General features: G+C 54.5%; 20 protein-coding genes. 12 read left to right on the plus strand and 8 right to left on the minus strand.

What is annotated here, in order from left to right; all coding sequences use genetic code 11:
* Positions 1 to 52: 52 nt before the first annotated feature.
* From atpD to mgtE, 3 genes are all read left to right on the plus strand, one after another.
* Complete coding sequence (atpD, locus tag AC4EYZ_RS11840; protein ID WP_009286338.1) at positions 53 to 1,432, plus strand: F0F1 ATP synthase subunit beta; 1,380 nt, start codon at positions 53 to 55, stop codon at positions 1,430 to 1,432.
* 24 nt (positions 1,433 to 1,456) lie between these two features.
* Positions 1,457 to 1,885 (plus strand): F0F1 ATP synthase subunit epsilon, encoded by a 429-nt coding sequence (locus AC4EYZ_RS11845; RefSeq protein WP_027958509.1) that lies wholly within the window; start codon positions 1,457 to 1,459, stop codon positions 1,883 to 1,885.
* A gap of 173 nt (positions 1,886 to 2,058) precedes the next feature.
* Positions 2,059 to 3,441, plus strand: coding sequence for a magnesium transporter (mgtE, locus tag AC4EYZ_RS11850; protein WP_009286337.1), 1,383 nt, complete (start codon positions 2,059 to 2,061; stop codon positions 3,439 to 3,441).
* Positions 3,442 to 3,467: 26 nt separating this feature from the next.
* On the opposite strand, the gene AC4EYZ_RS11855 is transcribed toward mgtE, so the two are convergent.
* Positions 3,468 to 4,661 (minus strand): cation diffusion facilitator family transporter, encoded by a 1,194-nt coding sequence (locus AC4EYZ_RS11855; RefSeq protein ID WP_022521056.1) that lies wholly within the window; start codon positions 4,659 to 4,661, stop codon positions 3,468 to 3,470.
* A gap of 217 nt (positions 4,662 to 4,878) precedes the next feature.
* On the opposite strand from AC4EYZ_RS11855, the gene AC4EYZ_RS11860 reads away from it, so the two are divergent.
* The 5 genes from AC4EYZ_RS11860 to nhaD all read left to right on the plus strand — a co-directional run bounded on the left by AC4EYZ_RS11860 (position 4,879) and on the right by nhaD (position 11,872).
* Entirely contained in the window at positions 4,879 to 5,679 is an 801-nt protein-coding gene (locus tag AC4EYZ_RS11860; RefSeq protein ID WP_027958510.1) for an undecaprenyl-diphosphate phosphatase, read from the plus strand.
* Positions 5,680 to 5,691: 12 nt separating this feature from the next.
* Positions 5,692 to 6,861: an FAD:protein FMN transferase gene (locus tag AC4EYZ_RS11865; protein WP_022521058.1), complete on the plus strand. Its 1,170-nt coding sequence runs from the start codon at positions 5,692 to 5,694 to the stop codon at positions 6,859 to 6,861.
* Between the two features lies 1 nt (position 6,862).
* Positions 6,863 to 8,233, plus strand: coding sequence for a bifunctional UDP-N-acetylglucosamine diphosphorylase/glucosamine-1-phosphate N-acetyltransferase GlmU (gene glmU / locus AC4EYZ_RS11870; RefSeq protein ID WP_474191639.1), 1,371 nt, complete (start codon positions 6,863 to 6,865; stop codon positions 8,231 to 8,233).
* A 188-nt stretch (positions 8,234 to 8,421) separates the two neighbouring features.
* The gene (glmS, locus tag AC4EYZ_RS11875) at positions 8,422 to 10,248 is read left to right on the plus strand and encodes a glutamine--fructose-6-phosphate transaminase (isomerizing) (RefSeq protein WP_474191640.1); all 1,827 of its coding nucleotides are present in this window, start codon (positions 8,422 to 8,424) and stop codon (positions 10,246 to 10,248) included.
* A gap of 157 nt (positions 10,249 to 10,405) precedes the next feature.
* Positions 10,406 to 11,872 carry a sodium:proton antiporter NhaD gene (gene nhaD / locus AC4EYZ_RS11880; RefSeq protein WP_022521061.1) on the plus strand — a complete coding sequence of 489 codons (1,467 nt, stop codon included), beginning with the start codon at positions 10,406 to 10,408 and terminating at the stop codon, positions 11,870 to 11,872.
* 89 nt (positions 11,873 to 11,961) lie between these two features.
* Here the strand turns inward: nhaD and AC4EYZ_RS11885 are convergent, their stop codons facing one another.
* The 3 genes from AC4EYZ_RS11885 to AC4EYZ_RS11895 form a co-directional block, all read right to left on the minus strand.
* The gene (locus AC4EYZ_RS11885) at positions 11,962 to 12,561 is read right to left on the minus strand and encodes a CBS domain-containing protein (protein WP_027958514.1); all 600 of its coding nucleotides are present in this window, start codon (positions 12,559 to 12,561) and stop codon (positions 11,962 to 11,964) included.
* A 131-nt stretch (positions 12,562 to 12,692) separates the two neighbouring features.
* Complete coding sequence (locus tag AC4EYZ_RS11890) at positions 12,693 to 14,078, minus strand: ATP-binding protein (protein WP_009286329.1); 1,386 nt, start codon at positions 14,076 to 14,078, stop codon at positions 12,693 to 12,695.
* Positions 14,075 to 14,755 (minus strand): response regulator transcription factor, encoded by a 681-nt coding sequence (locus tag AC4EYZ_RS11895; RefSeq protein WP_022521064.1) that lies wholly within the window; start codon positions 14,753 to 14,755, stop codon positions 14,075 to 14,077. Before AC4EYZ_RS11895 ends, AC4EYZ_RS11890 begins: the two co-directional genes overlap by 4 nt.
* Before the next feature lie 169 nt (positions 14,756 to 14,924).
* On the opposite strand from AC4EYZ_RS11895, the gene AC4EYZ_RS11900 reads away from it, so the two are divergent.
* Together AC4EYZ_RS11900 and AC4EYZ_RS11905 are read left to right on the plus strand one after the other, a co-directional pair.
* Entirely contained in the window at positions 14,925 to 15,875 is a 951-nt protein-coding gene (locus tag AC4EYZ_RS11900; protein WP_027958516.1) for a GNAT family N-acetyltransferase, read from the plus strand.
* Positions 15,876 to 16,059: 184 nt separating this feature from the next.
* Positions 16,060 to 16,935, plus strand: coding sequence for a c-type cytochrome (locus AC4EYZ_RS11905; RefSeq protein ID WP_138800884.1), 876 nt, complete (start codon positions 16,060 to 16,062; stop codon positions 16,933 to 16,935).
* 106 nt (positions 16,936 to 17,041) lie between these two features.
* Here AC4EYZ_RS11905 and rep read toward each other — a convergent pair whose 3' ends face one another.
* Positions 17,042 to 19,111, minus strand: a complete 2,070-nt coding sequence (gene rep, locus AC4EYZ_RS11910) for a DNA helicase Rep (RefSeq protein ID WP_141440225.1) — start codon at positions 19,109 to 19,111, stop codon at positions 17,042 to 17,044.
* A gap of 110 nt (positions 19,112 to 19,221) precedes the next feature.
* On the opposite strand from rep, the gene AC4EYZ_RS11915 reads away from it, so the two are divergent.
* Entirely contained in the window at positions 19,222 to 19,692 is a 471-nt protein-coding gene (locus tag AC4EYZ_RS11915) for a tRNA (cytidine(34)-2'-O)-methyltransferase (protein WP_022521067.1), read from the plus strand.
* On the opposite strand, the gene pyrE is transcribed toward AC4EYZ_RS11915, so the two are convergent.
* Positions 19,693 to 20,358 (minus strand): orotate phosphoribosyltransferase, encoded by a 666-nt coding sequence (gene pyrE, locus AC4EYZ_RS11920; RefSeq protein WP_039857831.1) that lies wholly within the window; start codon positions 20,356 to 20,358, stop codon positions 19,693 to 19,695. It lies immediately after the preceding gene.
* Positions 20,359 to 20,499: 141 nt separating this feature from the next.
* Here pyrE and AC4EYZ_RS11925 point away from each other — a divergent pair, with 141 nt between their 5' ends.
* On the plus strand, positions 20,500 to 21,267 hold the full coding sequence (locus AC4EYZ_RS11925) for an exodeoxyribonuclease III (RefSeq protein WP_009286323.1): 768 nt from the start codon (positions 20,500 to 20,502) through the stop codon (positions 21,265 to 21,267).
* A 98-nt stretch (positions 21,268 to 21,365) separates the two neighbouring features.
* On the opposite strand, the gene AC4EYZ_RS11930 is transcribed toward AC4EYZ_RS11925, so the two are convergent.
* Positions 21,366 to 22,115, minus strand: coding sequence for a transporter substrate-binding domain-containing protein (locus tag AC4EYZ_RS11930; protein ID WP_027958520.1), 750 nt, complete (start codon positions 22,113 to 22,115; stop codon positions 21,366 to 21,368).
* Positions 22,116 to 22,180: 65 nt separating this feature from the next.
* Entirely contained in the window at positions 22,181 to 23,293 is a 1,113-nt protein-coding gene (locus tag AC4EYZ_RS11935) for an NAD(P)/FAD-dependent oxidoreductase (RefSeq protein WP_342584579.1), read from the minus strand.
* Between the last annotated feature and the right edge of the window lie 82 nt (positions 23,294 to 23,375).

A 23,375-nucleotide genomic window follows, 5' to 3' on the forward strand; every position in this document is an offset into this window, starting at 1 on the left:
AAGCGACTCCCGGCAGACAGGTTTCATTTGCAGGTTTTAGAGAGGAACCAAGATGAGCGGACGTATCGTACAAATCATCGGCGCGGTGATTGACGTAGAGTTTCCGCGGGACTCTGTGCCCAAGGTCTACGACGCGCTGAAGGTCTCCGATGTTGAGACCATCCTCGAAGTCCAGCAGCAGCTGGGCGACGGCGTGGTGCGCACCATCGCCATGGGCTCCACTGAGGGCTTGAAGCGTGGCATGGACGTGACCAGCACAGGTGCCGCCATTTCCGTACCGGTAGGTAAGGAAACGCTGGGCCGTATTATGAACGTACTCGGCGAACCGATCGACGAAGCGGGACCGATCGGTGAGCAAGAGCGTATGCCGATCCACCGTAAAGCACCGAGCTATGCCGACCAAGCAGCTTCTAACGAGTTGCTGGAAACCGGTATCAAGGTTATCGACTTGGTCTGCCCGTTCGCTAAGGGTGGTAAAGTTGGCCTATTCGGCGGCGCCGGTGTCGGTAAGACCGTTAACATGATGGAGCTTATCCGCAACATCGCCACCGAGCACAGCGGCTACTCTGTATTCGCCGGTGTTGGTGAGCGTACGCGTGAGGGTAACGACTTCTATCACGAAATGACTGAATCCAACGTTATCGATAAGGTATCGCTGGTTTATGGTCAGATGAACGAGCCTCCGGGTAACCGTCTGCGCGTAGCGTTGACCGGCCTGACCATTGCCGAGAAATTCCGTGATGAAGGCCGCGACGTTCTACTGTTCGTCGATAACATCTACCGTTACACCCTGGCGGGTACCGAAGTATCGGCACTTTTGGGTCGTATGCCATCAGCGGTAGGTTATCAGCCTACGCTGGCTGAAGAGATGGGCGTTCTGCAGGAGCGTATTACCTCGACGAAAACCGGCTCAATCACCTCCGTACAGGCCGTTTACGTACCTGCGGATGACTTGACCGACCCGTCGCCGGCGACCACCTTCTCGCACCTGGATGCTACCGTGGTATTGGCACGTTCTATCGCCGAGCTGGGTATCTATCCGGCGATCGATCCGTTGGACTCCACCTCACGTCAGTTGGATCCGCTGGTCGTCGGTGAAGAGCACTACGCCACCGCTCGTGGTGTGCAGAACGTTCTTCAACGCTACAAAGAGCTTAAGGATATTATCGCCATTCTGGGTATGGACGAGCTGTCTGACGAAGACAAGTTGGCCGTTTCCCGGGCGCGTAAAATCCAGCGCTTCTTGTCGCAGCCGTTCTTCGTGGCCGAAGTATTTACCGGTTCACCAGGTAAGTATGTCTCACTGAAAGACACCATCAGTGGCTTCCAGGGCATTCTTGCTGGCGAATACGACGATATGCCGGAACAGGCCTTCTATATGGTCGGCTCCATCGACGAAGCCGTCGAGAAAGCCAACCAGATGAAGAAGTAATCCCGTCCATTAGGGGGATTCGCTATGGCGAATAGCTTTACTTGCAATATCGTCAGCGCTGAAGCATCGATCTTCTCAGGTACCGTTGAGCAGGTGATTGCTTCCGGGATTATGGGTGACCTGGGTGTTTTGCCGGGTCACGCCCCGCTGCTGACCGAGCTTCAGCCGGGTCCGGTACGCGTGATTCACGATGGCGGCAAGGAAGAGAACTTCTTTGTCTCGGGGGGCTTCATGGAAGTCCAGCCGAATGTCGTGACGATTCTGGCCGACTCTGCATCACGTGCCAGCGACCTCAACGAGGCCGCTGCCGAAGAAGCGCGTCAGCAGGCGCTGAGAGCCTTTAATGAGAAGTCATCGGAGCTCGATTATACTCGTGCTGCCGCTGAACTTGCCGAAGCCGTTGCACAGCTGCGAACGATTCAGCAGCTGCGTAAAAAGGCGGGTAAAGGCTAATACTCACGCACTTGGCGTGTGTCCAACGCCCCTTAAACCCGCTACCAGGGTTTAAGGGGCGTTTTTTTGTTTGGTAGTCAAATAAGTAAGTATGATGAGCTTGGTCAGTAGAATGGGCCGGGTGATGGATTAGCTCGGCAGCACGACGCTTGTAAGCGCAAGGGGGGAGAATCATGGCACTGAATGATGAAAGCCTACAGGAATTAAAAGCCGAGCTGCTCGACGAGTTGGGCAAGGAAGTGCCCAGTAAATCGGTGCTCTCTTTGCGTTTGGCCGAAACCCGCTCCGCGGATATCGGTGAAGTGCTCGAAGAGATGATCGAGGATGACGAAGAGCTGCCTGCGGCGCTCGCCCTTCTGGATATTCTTTCTGCGGAACGGGCAGCCAATGTGCTGGGCTATTTGCCTGGGGAGAGCCAGCTCGAGGTGGTAGGAAAGCTGGATGACAGTCAGGTTCTCAAGCTGCTCGAAGAAATGGGGTCGGACGAACGTGCCGATCTGTTCAATCTTCTCAATGAAGACCGTCGTGAGGCACTGCTGCGTCGCATGGCTCACCGCGAGCGAGAAGATCTGAAGCGGCTTGCCAGCTACGAAGAGGGTACCGCAGGCGCCATCATGACCTCTGACTATGTCTCCATAGCCAGCGGCATGACGGTGTCGCAGGCGATGATGAGGGTACGCCAGACCGCTCCGGATGCGGAAACGGTCTATCAGCTGTATATCCTGGATAGCGACGGACAACTGATCGGTACCATGTCGCTGCGTCAGCTTATGGTGGCACGCCCCGGCGCCATTGTTGATGACATTATGATCAAGGATGTCATCAGTACACGGGTTGATAGTGCCCAGGAAGATGTCGCCCGTATTGTGGCGAAGTATGACTTGTTGGCGCTGCCAGTGATCGATGCCGATGAACGCATGGTCGGTATAGTGACCCACGATGACGCGATGGATGTTGCTGAATCCGAGGCGACAGAGGATTTCCACAAGGGGATGTCGATCGGCCAACTGGAAGATGGCGTAAGCCGCGTGAAGCTCTGGAGCCTCTACCGTAAACGCGTGTTCTGGCTGGTACTGCTGGTCTTTGCCAATCTGTTTTCGGGGGCCGGGATTGCCTATTTTGAAGAGACCATTGCCGCCCAGGTAGCGCTGGTATTCTTTTTACCGTTATTGATCGGTAGTGGCGGTAACGCCGGGGCTCAGGCAGCCACGTTGATGGTGCGCGGTATGGCGACCGGTGACGTTGGCGTCAAAGATTGGGGCAAACTACTGGGCCGCGAGCTACTTGTCGCCGGGTCACTGGGTATCACCATGGCCATCGCGGTAACGCCTATTGGCATTATGCGCGGGGGAGAAGAGCTGGCAATGGTGGTCGCCTTGAGCATGGTGACCATCGTGCTGTTTGGCAGCCTGTTGGGGATGTGCCTGCCGTTCGTACTCGAGCGCTTTAAGGTCGACCCTGCCACGGCATCAGCGCCGCTGGTCACCACCTTGATTGATGCCTCTGGGGTGGTGATCTACTTCAGCATCGCCACACTGCTGTTGACGGGGTTATAAGAGGAAACAACCAGCGGGTAGTGGCTCTAGCGCATCGAGCTACTGGCGGCGCGGGTGATAAACAGCACCTCGACGTGGCCGAGCCACTCGATATCGCTAGCCAGCGCTTTTAGTTGGCTAGCGAGGCACTGGGGCGGCTGATGCACTGCGTCATCAATGATCAATGATACCGACACCTTATCGTCCAAGTAGTGCAACTGGAGCTCGTTCAGGGTGCGCCACACAGGGTGCTTGTACCAGCGTGCATCCAGGGCAGCCTCTACTTCAGGGCGGAGCGGAAGGCCGGGAAGGCGGCTAGGATCACCCGCCCCGGCGTCGTCTTCGGGGTCAACGTGGAAGATCACGTCGGTCAGTGCGGGGAACTCGTGGCGTAGGCGACGGCTGACTTCGTTACCGATTTCGTGGGCTTCCGACACGGTAATTTTCGGCCCGACCACCACGTGTAGGTCGACCATTACCCAGCCGGCGGATTGCCTGGTACGCAGATCGTGAACACTATCCACCCCCGGAACGCTGCAGGCAACATCGTGCATCTGATCCTGTACGTCCTCTGGTAGTGCGGTATCCACCAATTCCCGCGCCGACTCCCACAGCAAGTCCAAACCTACCTTGCCGACTAATAAACCCACAATGATGGCGGCCACGGCATCCAGCCAACCCAAGCCAAACTGGGCGCCCACCAAAGCTACCAACACCACGGCAGTGGATAATGCATCACTGCGCGAGTGCCAGGCGTTGGCTTCGAGTAACTTTGACTTTACCCGCTTGGCAACCCGCATGGTGTAGCGAAAAATCCACTCTTTGCTAAACAGCGCGATGACAGTAATCACGATTGCCAGCGCGCCAGGGGCGTTAACGTCGGCGCCGCTAAACAGGCGATCCAGGCTCGACCAGGCAATCGCGCCAGCCACGAAAATTAGCACGCTTCCCAGCAGCAGGGTCGTCAGGGTTTCGATACGGCCATGGCCGTAATGGTGGTCTTTATCGGGCTCCTGACGCCCATAGTGAATGGCCGCCAGGACAAAGCCGTCGGTGACTAAGTCTGATAGGGAGTGAATGCCGTCGGCAATCAACGCCGCTGAGCCGACCATAAAACCGATCGCGACTTTGACGATGCTCAACAGGGCATCCAGCCATGCTCCGATGTAGGTAACGCGCTTGGCCTCTTGGCTAAGTCGCGCTTGGTCGTGAACCACTGGCGTATCGATGGTCTGAGTCATGGGTACCTTGCAAGGACGCACGCATTCAATAGACGCCTATTGTAGCGCACTCCTTATATCCTCTATAGCCTCCACTGCTTTCAGGCTGTGAAACGATACCTTTGTGTGTCAGTGGTGGCTAGTCTCAGCAAAGGCAATGGCGGACAACGAATAGGTGGATGTGTATCCTTAAGCGCCATTGCAACCATTAAATTGTTTCTATGCACAGGATTTTTTTATGGATTGGCTCCAGGTGGTGGTGTTAGCGGTTGTTCAGGGAGTGTCAGAATTTTTACCCGTTTCAAGCTCTGCCCACCTAATCTTGGTGCCTGTGCTGACAGAGTGGCAAGATCAAGGCCTAGCCTTTGATGTTGCCCTACATTTAGGCAGCCTCTCCGCGGTGATTATCTATTTCCGGCAGGAAATTTGGCAGATGGTCATTAGCAGCTTGGCTGCGCTCAGCGGCAAAGGAGTGAACGAAGACGCACGACTGGCTTTATGGGTGACGTTAGCGACCATCCCGGTGGGGCTTATTGGGTTACTAATGCACGATGTTATTTCTCATTTTATGCGCTCTACGCTGATTATCGGCTTCAGTTTAATTGGTTTCGGGCTATTGTTGGGGTATGCCGATTGGCGTAAAGAGGGTACGCGCAGCGAGTACCAACTGCGTTTGAAGGATGTGCTTATTATTGGTGGTGCCCAGGCGCTAGCACTCATCCCAGGAACCTCGCGCTCGGGGATTACCATTACCGCGGCGCTGATGGTGGGCATGAACCGAGAAGGCGCCTCGCGCTTCTCTTTCTTATTATCAATCCCGGTGATTGTGCTGGCAGGTGGCCTAGAAGCAGTAGGGCTGTTTAGCGCTCCACAGTCGATTGATTGGATCGCGATGTTGGCGGGCACCCTGTTATCGGGAGTAAGCGCGTATTTGTGTATTCACTACTTTCTGGTGGTTATAAAAAAATTGGGAATGCAGCCCTTTGTGATTTATCGCGTGCTGTTCGGCGCCTGGCTGCTGTGGTTCTTTTATTTTTAGGATAAAGCAACGATGAAAAAGGCTGTTGAACGCACAGCAAGGTGGGGACGTGCACTGATCGTAACGGGCTCACTGCTGGGCTTGGGGTTAGGCGTGGCAGGCTGCTCAGAGAGTGATCGACCGCTGGAACCACCGGTACGCTTTGATGGCAATATTTTCGGCACCTTCTACCAGGTGACCATTATGGATCCGCTTACTCAGGGCGAGTCTCTTGAATTGGAAGAGGGCTTTAAAGCAGAGCTGGAGAGCGTTGATCAGGCGATGTCGACCTACCGGGATGACTCGGAGCTGATCGCCTTCAACGAAGCGCCTTTAGATGAGTGGCAGCCGCTCTCCAATGAGCTTATTGACGTGCTTGCGATTAGCCAATCCGTCGCGGAAGCCAGCCACGGCGCTTTTGATATTACTGTAGGCGACCTGGTCAATTTATGGAGCTTTGGCCCCGGTGCACGGCCTGAAACCGTCCCTTCCGACGATGCCCTGTCCGAGGAGCTTGCCCAGGTAGGCATTGATGCGCTAGAAATCGACACCCAAAATATGCAGGCGCGGCGTACCCGCGATGTGTTTGTCGACCTTTCCGGCGTGGCCAAAGGCCATGGAACTGACCGCGTAGCTGCTTACCTGGAACAGCAGGGGCTGGAGCACTACTTAGTCAATATTGGCGGAGAACTGATCGCCCGCGGCCTGCGTGATGAGGAAGAACAAACGCCCTGGCAGGTTGGCATTGAGGTGCCTGAAAATGGCCAGCAGCGTGCTCAGCATATTATCCCGTTAGAGAGTATGTCGGTGGCCACCTCGGGTGATTACCGCAACTATTTTGAAGTGGATGGCCAGCGCTTTTCCCACACCATTGATCCGCGCACGGGGCGGCCGGTGACCCACCAGCTTGCCTCGGTGTCTGTTTTCCATCCCTCCAATGCCTGGGCAGATGCCTGGGCGACGGCGCTACTGGTGGTTGGCGAACAGGAGGCGATGCAACTGGCCATTGAGAATAACCTTAAAGTGCTTTTGCTCGTGCGTGATGGCGAGCAGTGGCGCAGCATTGCTAGCCCGGAATTTGTTAATTATTTTGGGGAAACACTGGTTAATGAGTTGGGCATTGAACAACGACGAGCCCCAGCGACCAACAGCCCCGCCACAGACAGCCCGGCGCCCGCTGACCCATCAGTAATAGGTGAATAGTATGCAAGAACTGGATATTGTCATTCTCGCCGCGGGTAAAGGCACGCGGATGCGTTCACAAATTCCTAAAGTGCTGCATCCCTTGGCCGGCAAGCCAATGGTGCAGCACGTGCTGGATACCGCTTCAGGGTTGCAGCCGGATCGCACCCATGTCGTTATTGGCCATGGCGCTGACCAACTGCGCGAAGTGCTGGTAGAAAAGCCTGTAAAGTTTGCCGTTCAGGCCGAACAGAAGGGCACCGGACACGCGGTGGCGCAAGCGCTCGAGCAGTTAGGGAGCGGTAAGGTGTTAATCCTTTACGGCGATGTACCGCTGCTGCAGCGGGAATCCCTGAGCGAGCTGTTGGCCCATGTGGATGAGCAGCACATGGGGCTGTTGACGGTAACGCTAGCTGACCCCTCGGGCTATGGGCGAATTGTGCGTGACGACGCAGGCGAAGCAGTGGCGATTGTTGAGCAAAAAGATGCCAGCAGCGCCGAGCTTGCGATTACCGAATGCAATACCGGTATTATGGCCATGACGAGTGCCCAGCTTAAACGCTGGTTACCGCAGCTCTCCGCAGAAAATGCCCAGGGTGAGTACTACCTGACCGATGTAATTGCCATGGCTGCAGCGGAAGGCATCAAGGTATGCACTGCCCAACCGGCCTCCGCCGTTGAAGTGGAAGGGGTTAATAATCGAGCGCAAATGGCCCGCTTGGAGCGTGTTTATCAACGCCAGTTGGCCGATAAGTTAATGGCACAAGGAGTGGCACTTGCCGACCCCGAACGGCTCGATGTGCGCGGACGTTTGACCTGCGGTCACGATGTGTTTATCGACGTGGGTTGTGTATTTGAAGGCGAGGTGGAACTAGGCGAGGGCGTACGAATTGGCCCCTACTGCGTGATCAAAAACAGCACCATTGGTGCAGAGAGCGTGATAGAACCCCACAGCGTGATAGACGGCACCGTGGCAGCTGGCCTGAACCAGGTTGGCCCCTTTGCGCGACTTCGCCCAGGGACGCGGTTGGCGGTAAAAGCCAAGGTGGGCAATTTCGTTGAAACCAAAAACGCCGATGTGGGTGAGGGCAGTAAGATTAATCACTTAAGCTACGTCGGTGATGCCCGATTGGGGCGTGACGTGAACGTGGGGGCAGGCACGATCACCTGTAACTACGACGGCGCTAACAAGCACCACACCGACATTGGTGATAACGCCTTCATCGGTTCGAACACCGCCTTGGTCGCACCTGTTTCGGTAGGCAAAGGCGCTACCATAGGGGCTGGATCTACGATTGCTAAAGATGTCACCGACTACGCGTTGGCCGTTACGCGAGGCCGTCAGCTAGAAAAAATTGATTGGCTGCGTCCCAGTAAAGTGACAAAGCCATAGGGCGGGAAGGAAGCAATTAAAGAGGGCTCTTGAGTCAGTCCTTAAAACAGCGCTTAAAATCGTTTTTAAATGGTGCTAAGAATCATTAAAAAGACGTATTTATAATCAATGGTCGTCGTTCTACCGTTCAGCGGGTTGGTCGAGTAGCGTTTGTGAAGAGCTCTGGTTAATAAACTAGGAGAGTGATTATGTGTGGCATTGTGGCCGCCGTTGCCCAGCGCAACGTCCAAGAAATTCTATTAGAAGGACTAAAACGCCTGGAATATCGCGGCTACGATTCAGCCGGTATGACGGTGTTCAACGACGGCGTATTAACCCGCCATCGTGCGCTTGGAAAAGTGGCGGCGCTTACCGCTCAATTGGATAAGGCCGCGCTACCGGGTTTTTCGGGTATCGCGCATACCCGCTGGGCAACCCACGGTAAACCCTCTGAGGCCAATGCGCACCCGCACCACAGTAGCGATCAGGTTGCCGTTGTGCATAACGGTATCATTGAGAACTACGAGGCTATAAAAGAGAGCCTCCAGCGCAGTGGCTATGCGTTTAGCTCAGAAACCGACACCGAAGTAATTGCTCACTTACTCTCCGAAAAGCTGGCTGATGGGCTCACCCTGTTTGATGCTACCCAGCAGATCGTTAACGGCTTAGGCGGTGCCTACGCACTGGGCGTAATGTGTGCTCAAGAACCTGGCGTGGTGGTTGGCGCGCGCCAAGGTAGTCCGCTGGTGGTCGGTGTGGGGATTAATGAGGCCTTTTTAGCCTCTGACCCCCTGGCGTTGCTGCCGGTCACAGATCGTTTTATTTACCTTGAAGAGGGCGATTTGGTCGAGCTGCGCGAGCAGGGTGCCATTCGCATTGTGGATCGCCACGGTAACGACGTCGAACGCCCTATTCATACCTTTGAGCACGGCGATGGCGCGGCCAGTAAGGGCGATTACCGCCACTATATGCTCAAAGAAATTTTCGAGCAGCCAACGGTGATTGAGGCGGCATTAGAGGGGCGGCTGAGCGCTCAAAGCGTGTTAATAGAGAGCTTTGGCCCCGATGCGCTGGCGCTTTTCCAGCGCACTCGCCACGTGCATATCATTGCCTGCGGCACCAGCTACCATGCGGGGCTGGTGGCGCGCTATTGGCTGGAGCGTTATGCGGGGGTGCCGGTGCAGGTCGAGGTGGCCTCTGAATATCGCTACCGCCACCCGGTCGTGCCCGAAGGCACGCTGTTTGTCACCCTCTCCCAGTCCGGCGAAACCGCTGACACCCTGGCTGCTTTACGCTTTGCTAAAACCCTCAATTATGTGGGCTCGCTGGCGATTTGTAACGTGCCCGGTAGTTCGCTGGTGCGGGAGTCGGATATGTCTCTGATGACCCGCGCGGGCCCTGAAATTGGCGTGGCCTCTACCAAAGCCTTTACTACCCAGTTAGTGGCGTTAATGCTGCTGACGCTTTCGGTCAGTAAAGCCAAAAATCAGGTTGAGTATCCGGATATTATCGCTGCGCTGCGCACGTTGCCGGAGGTGTGTCAGCGGGTGTTGGCGTTGGATAGCCAGATCGAAATACTTTCCCAAGCGTTTGCAGAGAAACATCATGCGCTCTTCTTGGGGCGCGGGGCTCACTATCCGATTGCTCTTGAGGGGGCGTTAAAGCTCAAAGAGATTTCCTATATTCATGCCGAGGCGTATCCCGCAGGTGAGTTAAAGCATGGCCCGCTGGCGCTAGTGGATAGCGAAATGCCAGTGATATCGGTCGCCCCCAACGATGATCTGCTTGAAAAGCTAAAATCCAACCTTCAGGAAGTCCGTGCCCGCGGCGGCAAACTGTTTGTGTTCGCCGATGAAAGCGTGGGTATCGACGTTCAGGAAGATATTCGTGTGCTGACCCTGCCACACGTGCACGAAGCGCTGGCGCCGCTGCTGTATACCCTGCCGCTACAGCTATTGAGTTACCACGTGGCCGTGCTCAAGGGTACAGATGTTGACCAGCCCCGTAATCTGGCCAAGAGCGTGACGGTGGAGTGACGACGACGCCAAACCTTGTGAGTAGTTGAACTAATAAAAACGCTTTACGAGATGCGGCAATAAGTCGCATCTTATGCGCAACCGTTGCGTTGCAGCATGTCATTAGGGTGCTTATGATCGTGGCGGTCTTTTTCCCTTCTGATTGGATAACATCGCCATGAAACCACCAAACGTCCACGTAACCCGGCATTATGCTAGCCGGGTCGCTTGGTTGTTGCTCGCCTGCACGCTTTTTGTCTTTCCTTCCCTCTCTTATGCCGCCGCTGGGCCCCTTGATCTTACTCTTTCGCTTGCCGGTATCTCTTCTGTCGTGATCTTCGTGCTCGCCTATGCGTTGGTGATGAGTGAAGAGCTACTGCATATGCGTAAGTCTAAGCCGGTGCTGGTTGCGGCAGGGCTTATCTGGGCGCTAGTGGCCTGGGTCTATGTACAAGCGGGGATGCCGGAAGAGGCGGAAACCGCCTTCCGTGAAACACTGCTTGAATACGCTGAGCTACTGCTGTTTTTGCTGGTGGCAATGACCTATATCAACGCCATGGAAGAGCGTCGGGTATTTGATGCGCTACGTTCTTGGCTAGTGCGTAAAGGCTTCAGCTATCGCTCCTTGTTCTGGATTACCGGTGTCATGGCATTCGGTATTTCGGCGATTGCCAACAATATGACCACCGCCATGCTGATGTGCGCCGTGGTACTCAAAGTGGCCGAGGGTGATAATAAGTTTATCGGCCTTTGCTGTGTCAATGTGGTGGTAGCTTCTAACGCGGGTGGTGCTTTTAGCCCATTTGGCGATATCACCACGCTGATGGTGTGGCAGGCGGGCCAAGTACCATTTGAAGGCTTCTTCGCGCTGCTGCTTCCGGCGGTGGTTAATTTCATGGTGCCTGCGGTTATCATGAATTTCTTTATCGTCAATCGTCAGCCTGCTTCGCTTAAAGAGAATGTCTGGCTCAAGCGCGGCGCACGGCGAATTATCGTACTGTTTTTGATTACCGTGGCCATCTCGGTACTGTGCCATTCTATCCTCTACTTACCGCCTGCCATGGGCATGATGTTTGGTTTAGGCCTGCTGCAGTTCTTTGGTTACTACCTACGCCGCAGCCTGCCGCGTTCGCTTGAACGCAAGCGTGAGCGCTACTCCCGCCGGGGCGATTGGAAGAAGCTGGAGCAGCTGGGTAGCGTGGTTCCCTTCGATATTTTCAGCCGTATCGCTCGTTCCGAGTGGGATACGCTGCTGTTCTTCTACGGGGTTGTAATGTGTGTGGGTGGCCTTGGCTTTATGGGCTACCTCAGCCTGCTTTCCGAAACGCTCTACGGCAGTTGGAACCCGGTGTGGGCGAACGTGGTGCTGGGGCTTATCTCGGCAGTCGTGGACAACATCCCGGTGATGTTCGCAGTACTTTCCATGGCCCCGGATATGACGGAGGGTAACTGGCTGTTGATTACCTTAACCGCAGGCGTGGGGGGTAGTTTGCTCTCTATGGGCTCAGCCGCGGGGGTTGCCCTTATGGGGCAGGCGCGAGGTATTTATACCTTTGCCGTACACCTTCGCTGGGTACCGGCAATATTGCTGGGCTATGCCGCCAGCATTGCGACGCATCTTTGGATTAACGGCGCGTTGTTTTAAACGCTGTATAGCAAACTGAAAACGCCCCTCACTGAGTAACCAGTGAGGGGCGTTTCTAGATGTAAATTAAATGGGTTAACGATCAGTCGTTATAGATCGTGGCCAGTTATGACTTGGCAAATATCAGCGAAGCTTTTCGCCATAGGCACCGGGTTGATTTCTTTACCTACCGCGCTCTGTATATCACTGGCTGAGATAATGCCGCGAATTCTAAGTTCGTGGTTATCGTTTTGCTCTGTGATTAACAGGTGTTGATCGGTCACGGCTTCCATCGACAGCACCAGATCCTCAATGGTCAGCGATGCCAGCTGGGCGATGGTCATGGCGCTAAGCTTGTGCCACGGGGTCATGATCATTTCAGCGGTCACTTCTTCGCGGCTGAGGTTACGCTGCTGCATGGCGATGTTGATACGCCGCGTACCAATCACTTCTTTTGAGTTAATAATTCCGATGCAGTGCGCTTGGTGATCCATCACGAACAGTAGTCTTACACCGCTATAACGCATCTTGAGATGCGCCTCGTCGATAGGCGTGTCGGCATCAACGGATTGAGGCATGACTTGGGAAAAGTCGGTCAGTACCGTCATCGCTGGGCTAGTAGGCAGTAGCCGCCGCGCCGTTGGCTTGGCTAGCAGTGGTGCTGAGCCTAGTTGAATTAAGGGTTTAGGTGAAAAAGTCACTTGGTTCATCAGGGTACCTCCATGTGGAGAAAAGAGGGAGCCGTGGGTGTCTGGCTCGCCTTGCACCTCCACAGTTGCACGCAATTCTTATCGCAACCTTAAGAGACTCATAAAACTCAGTTTAGCAAGAAAAGAGGGTGCTACTCCTCTTTTAGGCGCTGTAAAACAATACGCACACGCAATCCCCCACTGGGGGCATCATCAAGCTGAAGGGTGCCGCTATGGCGTGTGACCAGCCGCTCAACGATGGAAAGTCCTAATCCTGAACCAGCACTGGGGCCCGAGCGTTGAAAGCGCTCAACCACTTTTTTGCGTTCATTGATTGGTATCCCCGGGCCTTGGTCATCCACCGTTAATTGAAAGCTTTGTGGCGTCGTCGCTAGGGTGATGCTGATGACACTATGGTTAGGCGAGTGTTGGATAGCATTACCGACCAGATTCTGTACCAGGGTTTCAATGGCACCGGGCTCTTCTAATATCGACCAATCTGCCTGCTCATCTGCATTTAACAGTAGCTGCTGTTCGCGCTCAGCGGCCAGCGGCGAAAGCTTGGCCAGGGTCTCACGCACTTCACTAAGCAACTGGCTAGTGCGGTATTCAGGCTGCGACTCCTCTTCAGGCTCCAGGCGAGCCAGCGTTAAGAGTTGGGTAACCAAGCGCGTGGCCCGTGCAACGCCGCCGCGAAGGTGACTGAGCGCCTCCTGACGATCTTCAAGATTGTCGGCAGTCAGGGCATTCTGGGCGTGTAGATCAAGCACTGCTAACGGGGTACGTAATTCATGCGCGGCATCGGCAATAAAGCGTTTTTCGCGCACGCGCATTATGCGGATTCGCTCTAACAGCCGGTTGAGCGCACCGGCGATAGTATCTAGTTCCTGGGGCAGTGGGCTGAGGGTGAGGGGCTGTAAATTATGCGGATCACGATTGCGAATTTGCTCGGCCATGCGCAACAGTGGTACCAAGCCCCAGCCAATCGACCACCACAGCAGGGCGGTGAGTAGCGGCAGGCCAATCAGGTCGGGCAGTAACGTGCGCAATGCTACCGCCCTGATCAGCTCCCCGCGAACGTCTTCGCGCTCGCTAACCACAATCCGCTGTATGGAGTTGGGGATGTCGAGTACATAAATGCGCCATTGGATCTCATCAATAGACTGACTAGTGAAACCCAAAGGGAGATCGGCCAACGGCGACTCAGGGGCATTAGCTGAGCGCAACAGGAGGCGGTTCCGTTCCCATAGCTGAAAGCCCAGCTGGCTATCCGCCCGGTAACCTGCAAAGCGTCGATCAGATCTCGCCGTTTTGCCTAGAGCGCTTTCTAGGCTGTTGAGCAGTACTCCCCGGGCCTCATCTGGCAGCGGTGCTTGCAACAAGCCTTCTAATAAGCGCGCATTTTGCTCAAGACTGGCATCGTACAGTGCTTCAATTTCATGGGCAGCGTAGCGATAGCTGATAAAGCCAATCACCAGCATGCTAATGCCAAACACCAGCAGCGCTAGCCCCAGAGTGCGTTGGCGGATAGAGGTCATGAGTGCTGATCCTGGTCCGTTTTATCCATTACGTAACCAATGCCGCGTAGTGTGCGAATCAGGTGAGGAAAGAATTTTCGCCGAAGGTGGTGCACATGTACTTCAATGGCATTGCTTTCTACATCTTCATCCCAGCCATAGACCAAGCGCGTTAGGGTATCGCGGGTGAACACTCGCCCAGGGTGACTCATAAACTCTTGCAGCAGGGTTAATTCCCGTCGTGATAACACCACGGGTTTCCCCTGGTAGCTAACCTGCATGGTTAACGGATCAAGGCGAATACCTCGGCACTCCAGGGCGCTGTTTACCTGGTCACTGCTACGTCTCAACAAGGCTCTCAGGCGGGCTTTTAATTCAGCGACCTCAAACGGCTTGGTTAAATAATCATCGGCACCTGCATCCAACCCGGCGATACGTTCATCGACGGCATCGCGAGCGGTTAATACCAAAATGGGCACGCGATTGCCCAGCCGCCGCACGGCTTCCAGTACCTGCATACCATCCATACGCGGTAGCCCCAGATCGAGAATGACCGCATCAAAAGGTTCACCTTCCTTTAACGCGGCCAAGGCGCTAACGCCATCACTCAGGTGATCCACCGTGAAATTCTCGGGCTTTAATGCCAAGCGAATGCCCGAGGCTAAGCTCGGATCGTCTTCTACCAACAATATACGCATGGCGGGATGGTTACTCCTTTAAATCATTCGCTGCCATTAACCTTTGAAATAAGCACGGATAAGGGTGGCGTGCAAAGGCTTAGGCCGTCAGGATGAGGTTATAAATTGTAGGCTAATAACGTAGCACGCTTTATTACTTCTTCGGAGCTCGGCATTTGATTGATCAGCCATGACGTCTAGTGACCCCTCAAATAGCCCAGAGGTAGTACTTTGCCCGCCAGCACGGCGTCGCGAGGCACTGCTGCAGCTGGCTGCTGCTCATGACCCTGAACAGCAAGCGGCACTGAGCGCTGCCGTAAAGGCAATGTACAATCAACCAGATGTCCAGTGGGATGGGCTATGGATAACTATTGAGGCAGGCCAGTTAGTGAGCGCCATCTGGGTACAACCTCTGCCCATGAATATGGCGCAGCTATGGTTACCCAAGCCGTTGCCCAGCGAACAGGGTGTGCATACTAGCGCGCTATTGCGTGCGGCCAATGCATGGGTAGAAGCCCACAACATTCGCTTGTGCCACTTGGAGCTGTCATCCCAGGCGCCCGTATCAGAAGCGCTGCTACGTGAGCATGGCATGCAGCGTTTGGCTTGCTTGGATCATTTAACCGGCAGTAGCCGCTACCGCTTAGCGATGAATGAAGCGCTGCCGCTTTCACTGCAGCCGCTTTGCGAGTTTTCTTGGGCGGAACAGCTGAATCTGCTGGCCGCAGTGGGTCAGGGTTCGCTGGATAGCCGACCCCTGCGCGACGTACTCTCAGTGGAAGAGTTATTGAATGGGTTTTATCAGCAGGATCCCCAAGCGCCACGGCACTGGTACGCAGTGGGCTATCACGAGGCTGTGGTGGGTGTGCTACTGCTTGCGCCGCGCCCTGCGCTAGGCCGTTGGGAGCTAATGTTAATGGGACTAACACCGAATTGGCGTGGCAAAGGCTTGGGGCGCTCGTTGTTAAATAAAGGCCTCGCGCTTGCCCAGCAGGCTGGCGTGCAGGAGGTCACGCTGGCGGTAGATGACATAAATTTACCGGCTAAACGGCTTTACCAGCAGGCGGGTTTCATACGCTATGCGCAGCAACGTTTATTCGCCTGGAAAGGCAGTGGTGAGAGGAGGAGTTTGCCAAATTAAGCTGCCAATAGTAGTCAACGGTTGAATAGGCGCGCTTAGTAGCATTTTCTTGCGCTTTGCGTTGCCGTTATACTAGTCCTATATGCACGTCTTGGCGTCTCAGCTGCGCACCGTCGATATTGGCGCTGCCACGCACAGGGGTTGAGGATAAAAGTTTGATGACAATACTCAAGAGGTGGTGAGAGTGAAAGCTAAGCTGATCATGAGCGGGCTGGCGGCCCTCGGCTTCATGGCGGGCACATCCAGTGTTTATGCCCAAGATGACGCCGCACGTGATGCGATTGCCGAGCGTTTGGCGCCGGTGGGTCAACTCTGTTTACAAGGCCAAGACTGTGGCACCGCAGCGGCACCTCCTAGCGATAGTAGCAGTGGCGGTGATATCGACGGTGAGGGCATCTACGGTAATGTATGTAGCGCCTGTCATGAATCGGGCGCTGCGGGCGCACCTATTCGTGGTGATGAAGAGGCCTGGGCTGAACGTGCTGAACAAGGCTTCGCCACGCTGCTAGATCACGCTATTAACGGTATTGGCGCCATGCCGGCGAAAGGCGGTAACCCCAACCTTTCCGATGAAGAAGTGGAAGCGGCGGTCGCCTATATGGTTGAGCCGGTTATGGAAGTGCCCGAGTTGAGTGGCGGTGATGAAGCTGCTGCAGAGGCCGAAGCTTCTAGCGACGAAGGTGCCGCCGATGAGGCCGCTACCGAAGAGACCGCCGCTGCTGAAGGTGAAGCGGCAACTGAAGAAATGGCTTCTAACGACGATGCAGCGAGTGAAGAAGACGCGGCAGCAGTTGAAGAAGCCAGCGGTGGCAGCGACTTAGACGGTGAAGCTCTCTACGCAAGTTCTGGCTGTGTGGCATGTCACGATAACGGCGTTGCTGGCGCACCGACAATTGGCGATTCAGAAGCTTGGGCGGCGCGTTTAGAGAAGGGGGCTGATGAGCTCTACGCCAGCGCCATTAACGGTATCGGCGCTATGCCAGCCAAAGGCGGTAATCCCAATCTTTCCGATGAAGAAGTGATGGCCGTTGTCGATTATTTAATGGCTGAAGCCCAGTAAAGTAAGCAGCAATGATTTAGCTTGGTAAATTTATCCACAGGGTGTTTTAGTCGCCGCCCTGTGGATATTCTTTTTTTAAAAGCCTAATTTTATAACTCCCACTTTATCACCCCAGCAGCGAACGCAGCCCGGCAATGGCGTCTTTACCGCGGGCCTGCTTCTTATCCGGATCCTCTTTATCGGCACGACCTTCCCACTCCAAATCCTCCCCGGGAAGCTCGTCTAAAAAGCGGCTGGGCGTACAGTCCATCAGTTCACCGTAGGCTTTGCGCTGGCGGGCAAGCGTCAGCGTTAGCGTGCGCCGCGCCCGGGTAATGCCCACATAGGCCAGCCGCCGCTCCTCCTCCACAGTGCCTACTTCGATGGCGTTGCGGTGAGGCAGTAGATCCTCTTCCAAGCCCATTAAATAGACGTGGGGGAACTCCAGGCCTTTTGAGGCGTGCATGGTGAGTAGCTGTACTCTATCCGAGTCATCCTCTTCCGCCTGCTGCTCCAGAATATCGCGCAGTACCAAGCGTGAAATAGCTGCTTCTACGCCGTCGGTTTCGGTCTCGGTGGAATCGGTATCGTCCTCTGGGTCGCGGTTGAGGGATTTTTCTAGCTGGTCGATTAGAATCCACACGTTGGCCATGCGACGTTCGGCGACGGTGGGCGCGCTGGCGTTTTGATACAGCCAAGCTTCGTAATCCATATCCCGCAGCATGTCGCGAATGGCGGCAATGGCATCGCCTTGATCCATGCGCTTGCGCACGCCGTCGATAAAGTGGGTAAAGCGCGACAAACGCTCCACGGCTCGGGTCGGTAATACTTGCTCCAACCCAAGCTCATGGCAGGCGGCAAACAGCGAAATTGAGCGTTCTGTAGCATAGTTGGCGAGCTTCTCTACCGTTCCAGGGCCCACTTCGCGGCGTGGCACGTTCACAATGCGCAAAAAAGCGTTGTCGTCGGCGGGATTAATCAGCAGGCGCAGGTAAGCCATGGTGTCTTTAATCTCGTTGCGCGAGAAAAACGACGTACCACCGGAGAGCTTGTAAGGAATTTGGTAGTGCTGCAGCTTAAGCTCTAACAAGCGGGCCTGGAAATTGCCCCGATAAAGCACCGCAAAGTCCCGCCACTCGGCCTTTTCCTTGATACGCCGGGTGAGCATTTCGCTGGCGACCCGCTCAGACTCCGCCTCTTCATGACGATTCACGATTACTCGAATAGGCGCGCCGTCGCCCATATCAGACCATAGTGTCTTCTCGTAAACGTGGGGGTTATTGGCGATCAGTGTGTTGGCTGCGCGCAGTATCGTGGCGGTAGAGCGGTAGTTTTGCTCCAGCTTGATGACTTTCAGGCGTGGGAAATCCTCACCCAGGGTAATCAGGTTTTCAGGGCGTGCACCGCGCCAGGCGTAGATCGACTGGTCATCATCGCCCACTACGGTGAATGTGGAGCGCTCCGCCATTAGCAGTTTCACCAACAGGTACTGGGAGACGTTGGTGTCCTGGTACTCATCCACCAGCATGTAATGGATTTTGCGCCGCCAGCGCTCGAGCGCTTCCGGATCGTTCTTGAGCAATACCACCGGCAGCAGAATCAGGTCGTCGAAATCCACCGCGTTGTAGGCTTTTAAATGGCGTACGTAGGCTTCATACACCCGAGCGGCAAAGTGCTCATCGTCATCAGCCGCAAACGAGAGCGCATCGCTGGGCAGCACCAAGTCGTTCTTCCAGGTGGAAATTTTGCTCTGCACGGCGTTGATCTGCTCGGCGTCCACCTGAGCGTCTTTATTCATCAAATCGCGCAGCAGTGCTTTGGCGTCTTCCGGGTCAAATAGCGAAAAGCCCGGTTTATAGCCCAAGGTTTTAAGCTCGCCACGGATAATATTCAGCCCCAGGGTGTGAAATGTAGAGACCGTCAGCCCGTGGCCCTCTTTGCCGTGGAGCATCTGGCCCACGCGCTCTTTCATCTCTCGGGCGGCTTTATTGGTAAAGGTCACCGCGGCGATTCTGCGCGCGCTCATCCCACACACTTGCACCAAATAGGCAATTTTAGTGGTGATAACGCTGGTTTTACCGGAACCTGCACCCGCCAACACCAGGCAAGGGCCATCAATGTAGCGCACGGCTTCCTGTTGGCGCGGGTTTAGCCCTTTGATGCGGCTAAGAATGCTCTTGGGCGTTGCGGGCGTCATGGCGTCGGTCGTCCTCTACGAGAGTTGCAGGCGGTTTCAATTACGATTTCAAGTACGGTTTCAAGTACAATCGTCCGCTTGGCGAATGCATAATAAACAGGCAGGTGGAGATGTTTGAAGTAGCGCTTTTTGAACCGCGTATGGCGCCCAATACGGGCAATATCATGCGCTTGGTGGCCAATAATGGCTGCCGGTTACACCTGATTGAGCCGCTTGGCTTCGACCTGGAAGAGAAGAAGCTGCGTCGCGCCGGGCTGGATTACCGCGACCTCGACAACGTCACTCGCCACGCCGATTTTAGCGCCTTTCAGCAAACCATGCAGGGGCGGCGCATCTGGGCGATCACTACCAAGGGAACCCGCACCTACAGCGATGCGGACTTTGCCCCAGGCGATGTACTGCTGTTTGGCTCTGAAACCGCTGGGCTCTCACCCCAGGTGCATGAAGCGCTAACTTCGGAGCATAAATTGCGCCTGCCCATGCAGCCGAACAACCGTAGCCTAAACCTGTCCAACGCCGTGGCTATTGTGAGCTACGAGGCGTGGCGCCAGCAAGGTTTTGCTGGCGCGTTGCAGGTCTAATCAGCCAGCAATCCCATAGCGGTCACGATAAGCCCTGATCGCTTCAGCGTAGGCGAGCATTTCGCCACCGGCATGCTCTTCCAGATAAGTGAGCACTTGCTCCAGGGTAACGATACTGACCACCGGCATGGCATACTGAGCCTGCACTTCCTGAATCGCGCTCTGCTCGCCCTGGCCGCGCTCTTGACGGTCGAGTGCGATAATTACCCCGGCGGCCTGAGCACCGCTCTGCTCAATCAGCGTCATCACTTCGCGAATCGCGGTGCCCGCGGTAATCACGTCATCAATGATCAAAATATCGCCAGCAAGCGGTGCGCCCACAATATTGCCGCCTTCTCCGTGGGTTTTAGCCTCTTTGCGGTTGAAGGCGTAGGGCATATCCCGGTCGTGATGATCGGCCAGTGCCGCCGCGGTGACTGCCGCCAGTGGGATACCTTTGTACGCCGGGCCAAACAACACATCGGCGTTTAAGCCGCTATCGACAATCGCCTGGGCGTAAAAACGCCCCAGTTTGGCCAGCGCACGACCGGTTTGAAACAGCCCTGCGTTGAAAAAGTAGGGGCTAACGCGGCCAGATTTAAGCGTAAACTCGCCAAACTTAAGCACGCCTTGCTCAATGGCAAAGGCAATGAAATCGCGCTGGTAGGGTTGTAGAGTGGTGGCCACGGCATTCCTCACTAGGCGGTAGGTTTAAATCAGTACGAAAGCAACAATAAAAGTGGGGTAAATGGCAAGTTTTACTAGCTGCCTTTACCCAAACGTCTAAACGTCGGGTATCATACAGCAGCGACGCAAAAGGGACGATTTATGAAAATTGCCAGCATCAATGTCAATGGTATTCGTGATGCCGTCGATCGTGGCTTCCTGGACTGGCTGGCTCAGCAGGATGTCGACGTGGTCTGCGTGCAGAACATCAAGGCAAAAAGTTTTGAACTGGGTGACCACATTCTGTATCCGGAAGGCTATGAAGGCTATTTCCTGGATGCCGAAGAGGACGGTTTCTCCGGTGTGGCACTCTATTGCCGCAAAATTCCCAAGGCGATTATGTATGGCCTTGGGTTTCCACAGTGTGATCATGAAGGACGTTTTCTGCAGGCGGATTATGAACGCTTCAGTATCGTTTCTTTCTTGATGCCTGATGGAAGTGACCAAAAAGCCAAACAGGCGTTTATGGAGCAGTACCAAGAGTACCTGACGAAGATGTCGCGCAAACGCCGCGAATACATCCTCTGCGGTACCTGGCATATTGCCCATAAAACCGTCGATTTGGCTAACTGGTCGGATAATCAACTGACCTCAGGCTTCCGCCCGGAAGAGCGCGCCTGGATGGATCAGGTGCTTGGTCCCACCGGGTTTATCGATACCTTCCGCGAAATTAACCGCGATGCAGGTGAGTACACCTGGTGGCCGAAGCTTGACCAAGACGTGCCTCGTGAGCGCCAGGAAGGCTGGCGGATCGACTATCAGTTAGTCGGCCCCAACTTCCGCCGCCACGTGGTCGACGCGTGGATCGATTACGATGCGACCTTCTCAGAGTTCGCACCGCTAATCGTTGAGTACGACCTAGCGCTTTAAGCGCTTTGCCCGCGTTGCCGTCTGTTAGTAAGCAACAAGCCGACCCTTCGGTCGGCTTGTTGCGTTGTGCCTAGGAAAGAATATAAATAACCATTAGGTTACTGATCTTTAAAATAATTGTTATAAATATTGTCGAATGTTCCATCTTCTTTAATTTCTTGCATCGCCTTATCAAATGCTTCTATTAGTGCTTCATCTCGTGGGCGGAAAGCAGCACCAATACCGGGGCCATAAATCGACTCAGGGCCGGTAATTAAGTCCCCCGTTTGTAGAAAACGCTCGTCCTTGAGCATCGTTTCTTGAGCAAGAGAATAGGCGGTGAAAACCAGATCAAGGCGCTCAGCATGCATGTCGGCAACTACAGAGCCTGAATCACCATATCGATGAATATCCGCATCAGGATAGTAGTTAGTAACATATTCATCTTGAATAGTGGCCTGCTGCACGCCGATTGCTACCCCTGCCAAGTCACCTTCTAGGTCGTACTCATTATTTATGCTTTTAACCCAAACGGATGGTACTTGGTAGTAGGGAGCCGAGAAGCTAACTTGCCGTGAACGCTCTTCCGTGATGTTCATTGCTGACGCTATAAGGTCGTATTTGCGCGCCATTAACCCAGGAATAATTCCATCCCAACCTTGTTCTACCCATTCGCACTCGCGCTGCATGCGTTCACAAGCAGCATTGACTAATTCAACTTCAAACCCTGTGATGGTGCCATCAGGCTCTTTATACTGATAAGGCGCATAGGGAACATCGACCCCAATACGTAGTGGCTTACTATCAGCATGGGCGAGGCCGCCGATCAATACTGTCGTGAAAAGTAAGCAGCAGGTAGCTTGACGCATTTCGCATTCCTCTTGATTTTATCGATGGTTGTGTGAGGCGTCGTACTCTCGGTATAAAGTTTTTGTTAGTTAATCTTGCTAAAGCGTGCACTAGAAAATTCGCTAAATTCATAGCTCAATCGGTCATGCAGCAAGGCTTGAGCCAGCTCTTCGGCGTGGAAAGCAGCTAAACTAATTCCGCTATGACAATTGATGTTATAGGCACCTGGGTAGGCTTTGGACGATTCATAAAGTGGAAACCCATCAGGTGTCATAACTCTTAACGCACCCCAAGCACGCACTATTTTGGCGTTCTTCAGGTGCGGGTAAATACGTACCCCTCGAGCAGCTAATTCCGCCATGATGTTGGTAGTCGCATCCCTGTTTAGGCCTGCGTGCTCATGGGCGTCACCGATCAAGTAGCTACCGTTATCGGTTTGCCTTATCTGTGGTGTAGGAAGTTGCGATATCAGAGGCATTTTTTCCGTTACGAGGATCTGCCCTCGCAATGGGAAGACATCTCCGTTCAGACCCAACATGGGGGAGAGGTGCTTCGCTCCTAGGCCTGCAGCTACGATAATACGCTCGGCTGAAAAGTTACCGCCTAGGGTACTGGCAGTGAAGCCTGCTCTATTTGATTCGAGGCGCTGAACCGAGCAGCCTGGATGATAGCTAAGACCCATCTTAAGGCTGGCTGTTAAAAGTGCGCGCAGAAGCAATAGCGGATTGCAATGACCATCATGGGGAGACCAAGTGCCCCCGTGAATGCTTTCGCCCAAGCCAGGGAGATGGGTTAACAGAGCTTGTCTATCTAAGTATTCCCATTGAAAATAGCGTGCGAGATAGGGTGATGAAGCCTGAAGTTTACGATAGTTGGCCACACGTGCCTCGGCTTCCTGAACGTCAAAGCAAATATCAATGCCGCCCTGGCGAGAGTACTCAAGTGGTACACCACTGCGCTCGCTAAGCTCACTAGCAAAGAAAGGCCATGCATCGCTTGACTGTAGACTCAGCTCTGCATAACGAGGCATGCCCACACCTTTTCCCTGCACCCACGTTAGTCCGGCATTGCCTCGTGATGCGCGTAAAACATCATCTCCTTCGTCCAGCATGATAACTTTTTGACCTCTGCGCAGTAGGCCATAGGCAACAGCCATGCCTACTACGCCACCACCAATAATCAAGAAGTCAAATTGCATGCCGCTTGCTCAATCAAGTTTAAAGTAAGCTCGACTATAGGCAGGTATAGGCTATACGATCCAATACCAATGATTGGCCACC

This window comes from Vreelandella sp. 162(4c) (genome assembly GCF_058152265.1).

Bases quoted from the DNA above. Each gene is read 5' to 3' on its own strand.
- mgtE (WP_009286337.1), top strand. From the start codon at position 2,059: ATGGCACTGAATGATGAAAGCCTACAGGAATTAAAAGCCGAGCTGCTC.
- AC4EYZ_RS11890 (WP_009286329.1), bottom strand. From the start codon at position 14,078: ATGACCTCTATCCGCCAACGCACTCTGGGGCTAGCGCTGCTGGTGTTT.
- AC4EYZ_RS11860 (WP_027958510.1), top strand. From the start codon at position 4,879: ATGGATTGGCTCCAGGTGGTGGTGTTAGCGGTTGTTCAGGGAGTGTCA.
- AC4EYZ_RS11885 (WP_027958514.1), bottom strand. From the start codon at position 12,561: ATGAACCAAGTGACTTTTTCACCTAAACCCTTAATTCAACTAGGCTCA.
- AC4EYZ_RS11935 (WP_342584579.1), bottom strand. From the start codon at position 23,293: ATGCAATTTGACTTCTTGATTATTGGTGGTGGCGTAGTAGGCATGGCT.
- atpD (WP_009286338.1), top strand. From the start codon at position 53: ATGAGCGGACGTATCGTACAAATCATCGGCGCGGTGATTGACGTAGAG.
- AC4EYZ_RS11865 (WP_022521058.1), top strand. From the start codon at position 5,692: ATGAAAAAGGCTGTTGAACGCACAGCAAGGTGGGGACGTGCACTGATC.
- AC4EYZ_RS11900 (WP_027958516.1), top strand. From the start codon at position 14,925: ATGACGTCTAGTGACCCCTCAAATAGCCCAGAGGTAGTACTTTGCCCG.
- AC4EYZ_RS11855 (WP_022521056.1), bottom strand. From the start codon at position 4,661: ATGACTCAGACCATCGATACGCCAGTGGTTCACGACCAAGCGCGACTT.
- AC4EYZ_RS11925 (WP_009286323.1), top strand. From the start codon at position 20,500: ATGAAAATTGCCAGCATCAATGTCAATGGTATTCGTGATGCCGTCGAT.
- AC4EYZ_RS11930 (WP_027958520.1), bottom strand. From the start codon at position 22,115: ATGCGTCAAGCTACCTGCTGCTTACTTTTCACGACAGTATTGATCGGC.
- glmS (WP_474191640.1), top strand. From the start codon at position 8,422: ATGTGTGGCATTGTGGCCGCCGTTGCCCAGCGCAACGTCCAAGAAATT.
- AC4EYZ_RS11895 (WP_022521064.1), bottom strand. From the start codon at position 14,755: ATGCGTATATTGTTGGTAGAAGACGATCCGAGCTTAGCCTCGGGCATT.
- AC4EYZ_RS11915 (WP_022521067.1), top strand. From the start codon at position 19,222: ATGTTTGAAGTAGCGCTTTTTGAACCGCGTATGGCGCCCAATACGGGC.
- nhaD (WP_022521061.1), top strand. From the start codon at position 10,406: ATGAAACCACCAAACGTCCACGTAACCCGGCATTATGCTAGCCGGGTC.
- rep (WP_141440225.1), bottom strand. From the start codon at position 19,111: ATGACGCCCGCAACGCCCAAGAGCATTCTTAGCCGCATCAAAGGGCTA.
- glmU (WP_474191639.1), top strand. From the start codon at position 6,863: ATGCAAGAACTGGATATTGTCATTCTCGCCGCGGGTAAAGGCACGCGG.
- AC4EYZ_RS11845 (WP_027958509.1), top strand. From the start codon at position 1,457: ATGGCGAATAGCTTTACTTGCAATATCGTCAGCGCTGAAGCATCGATC.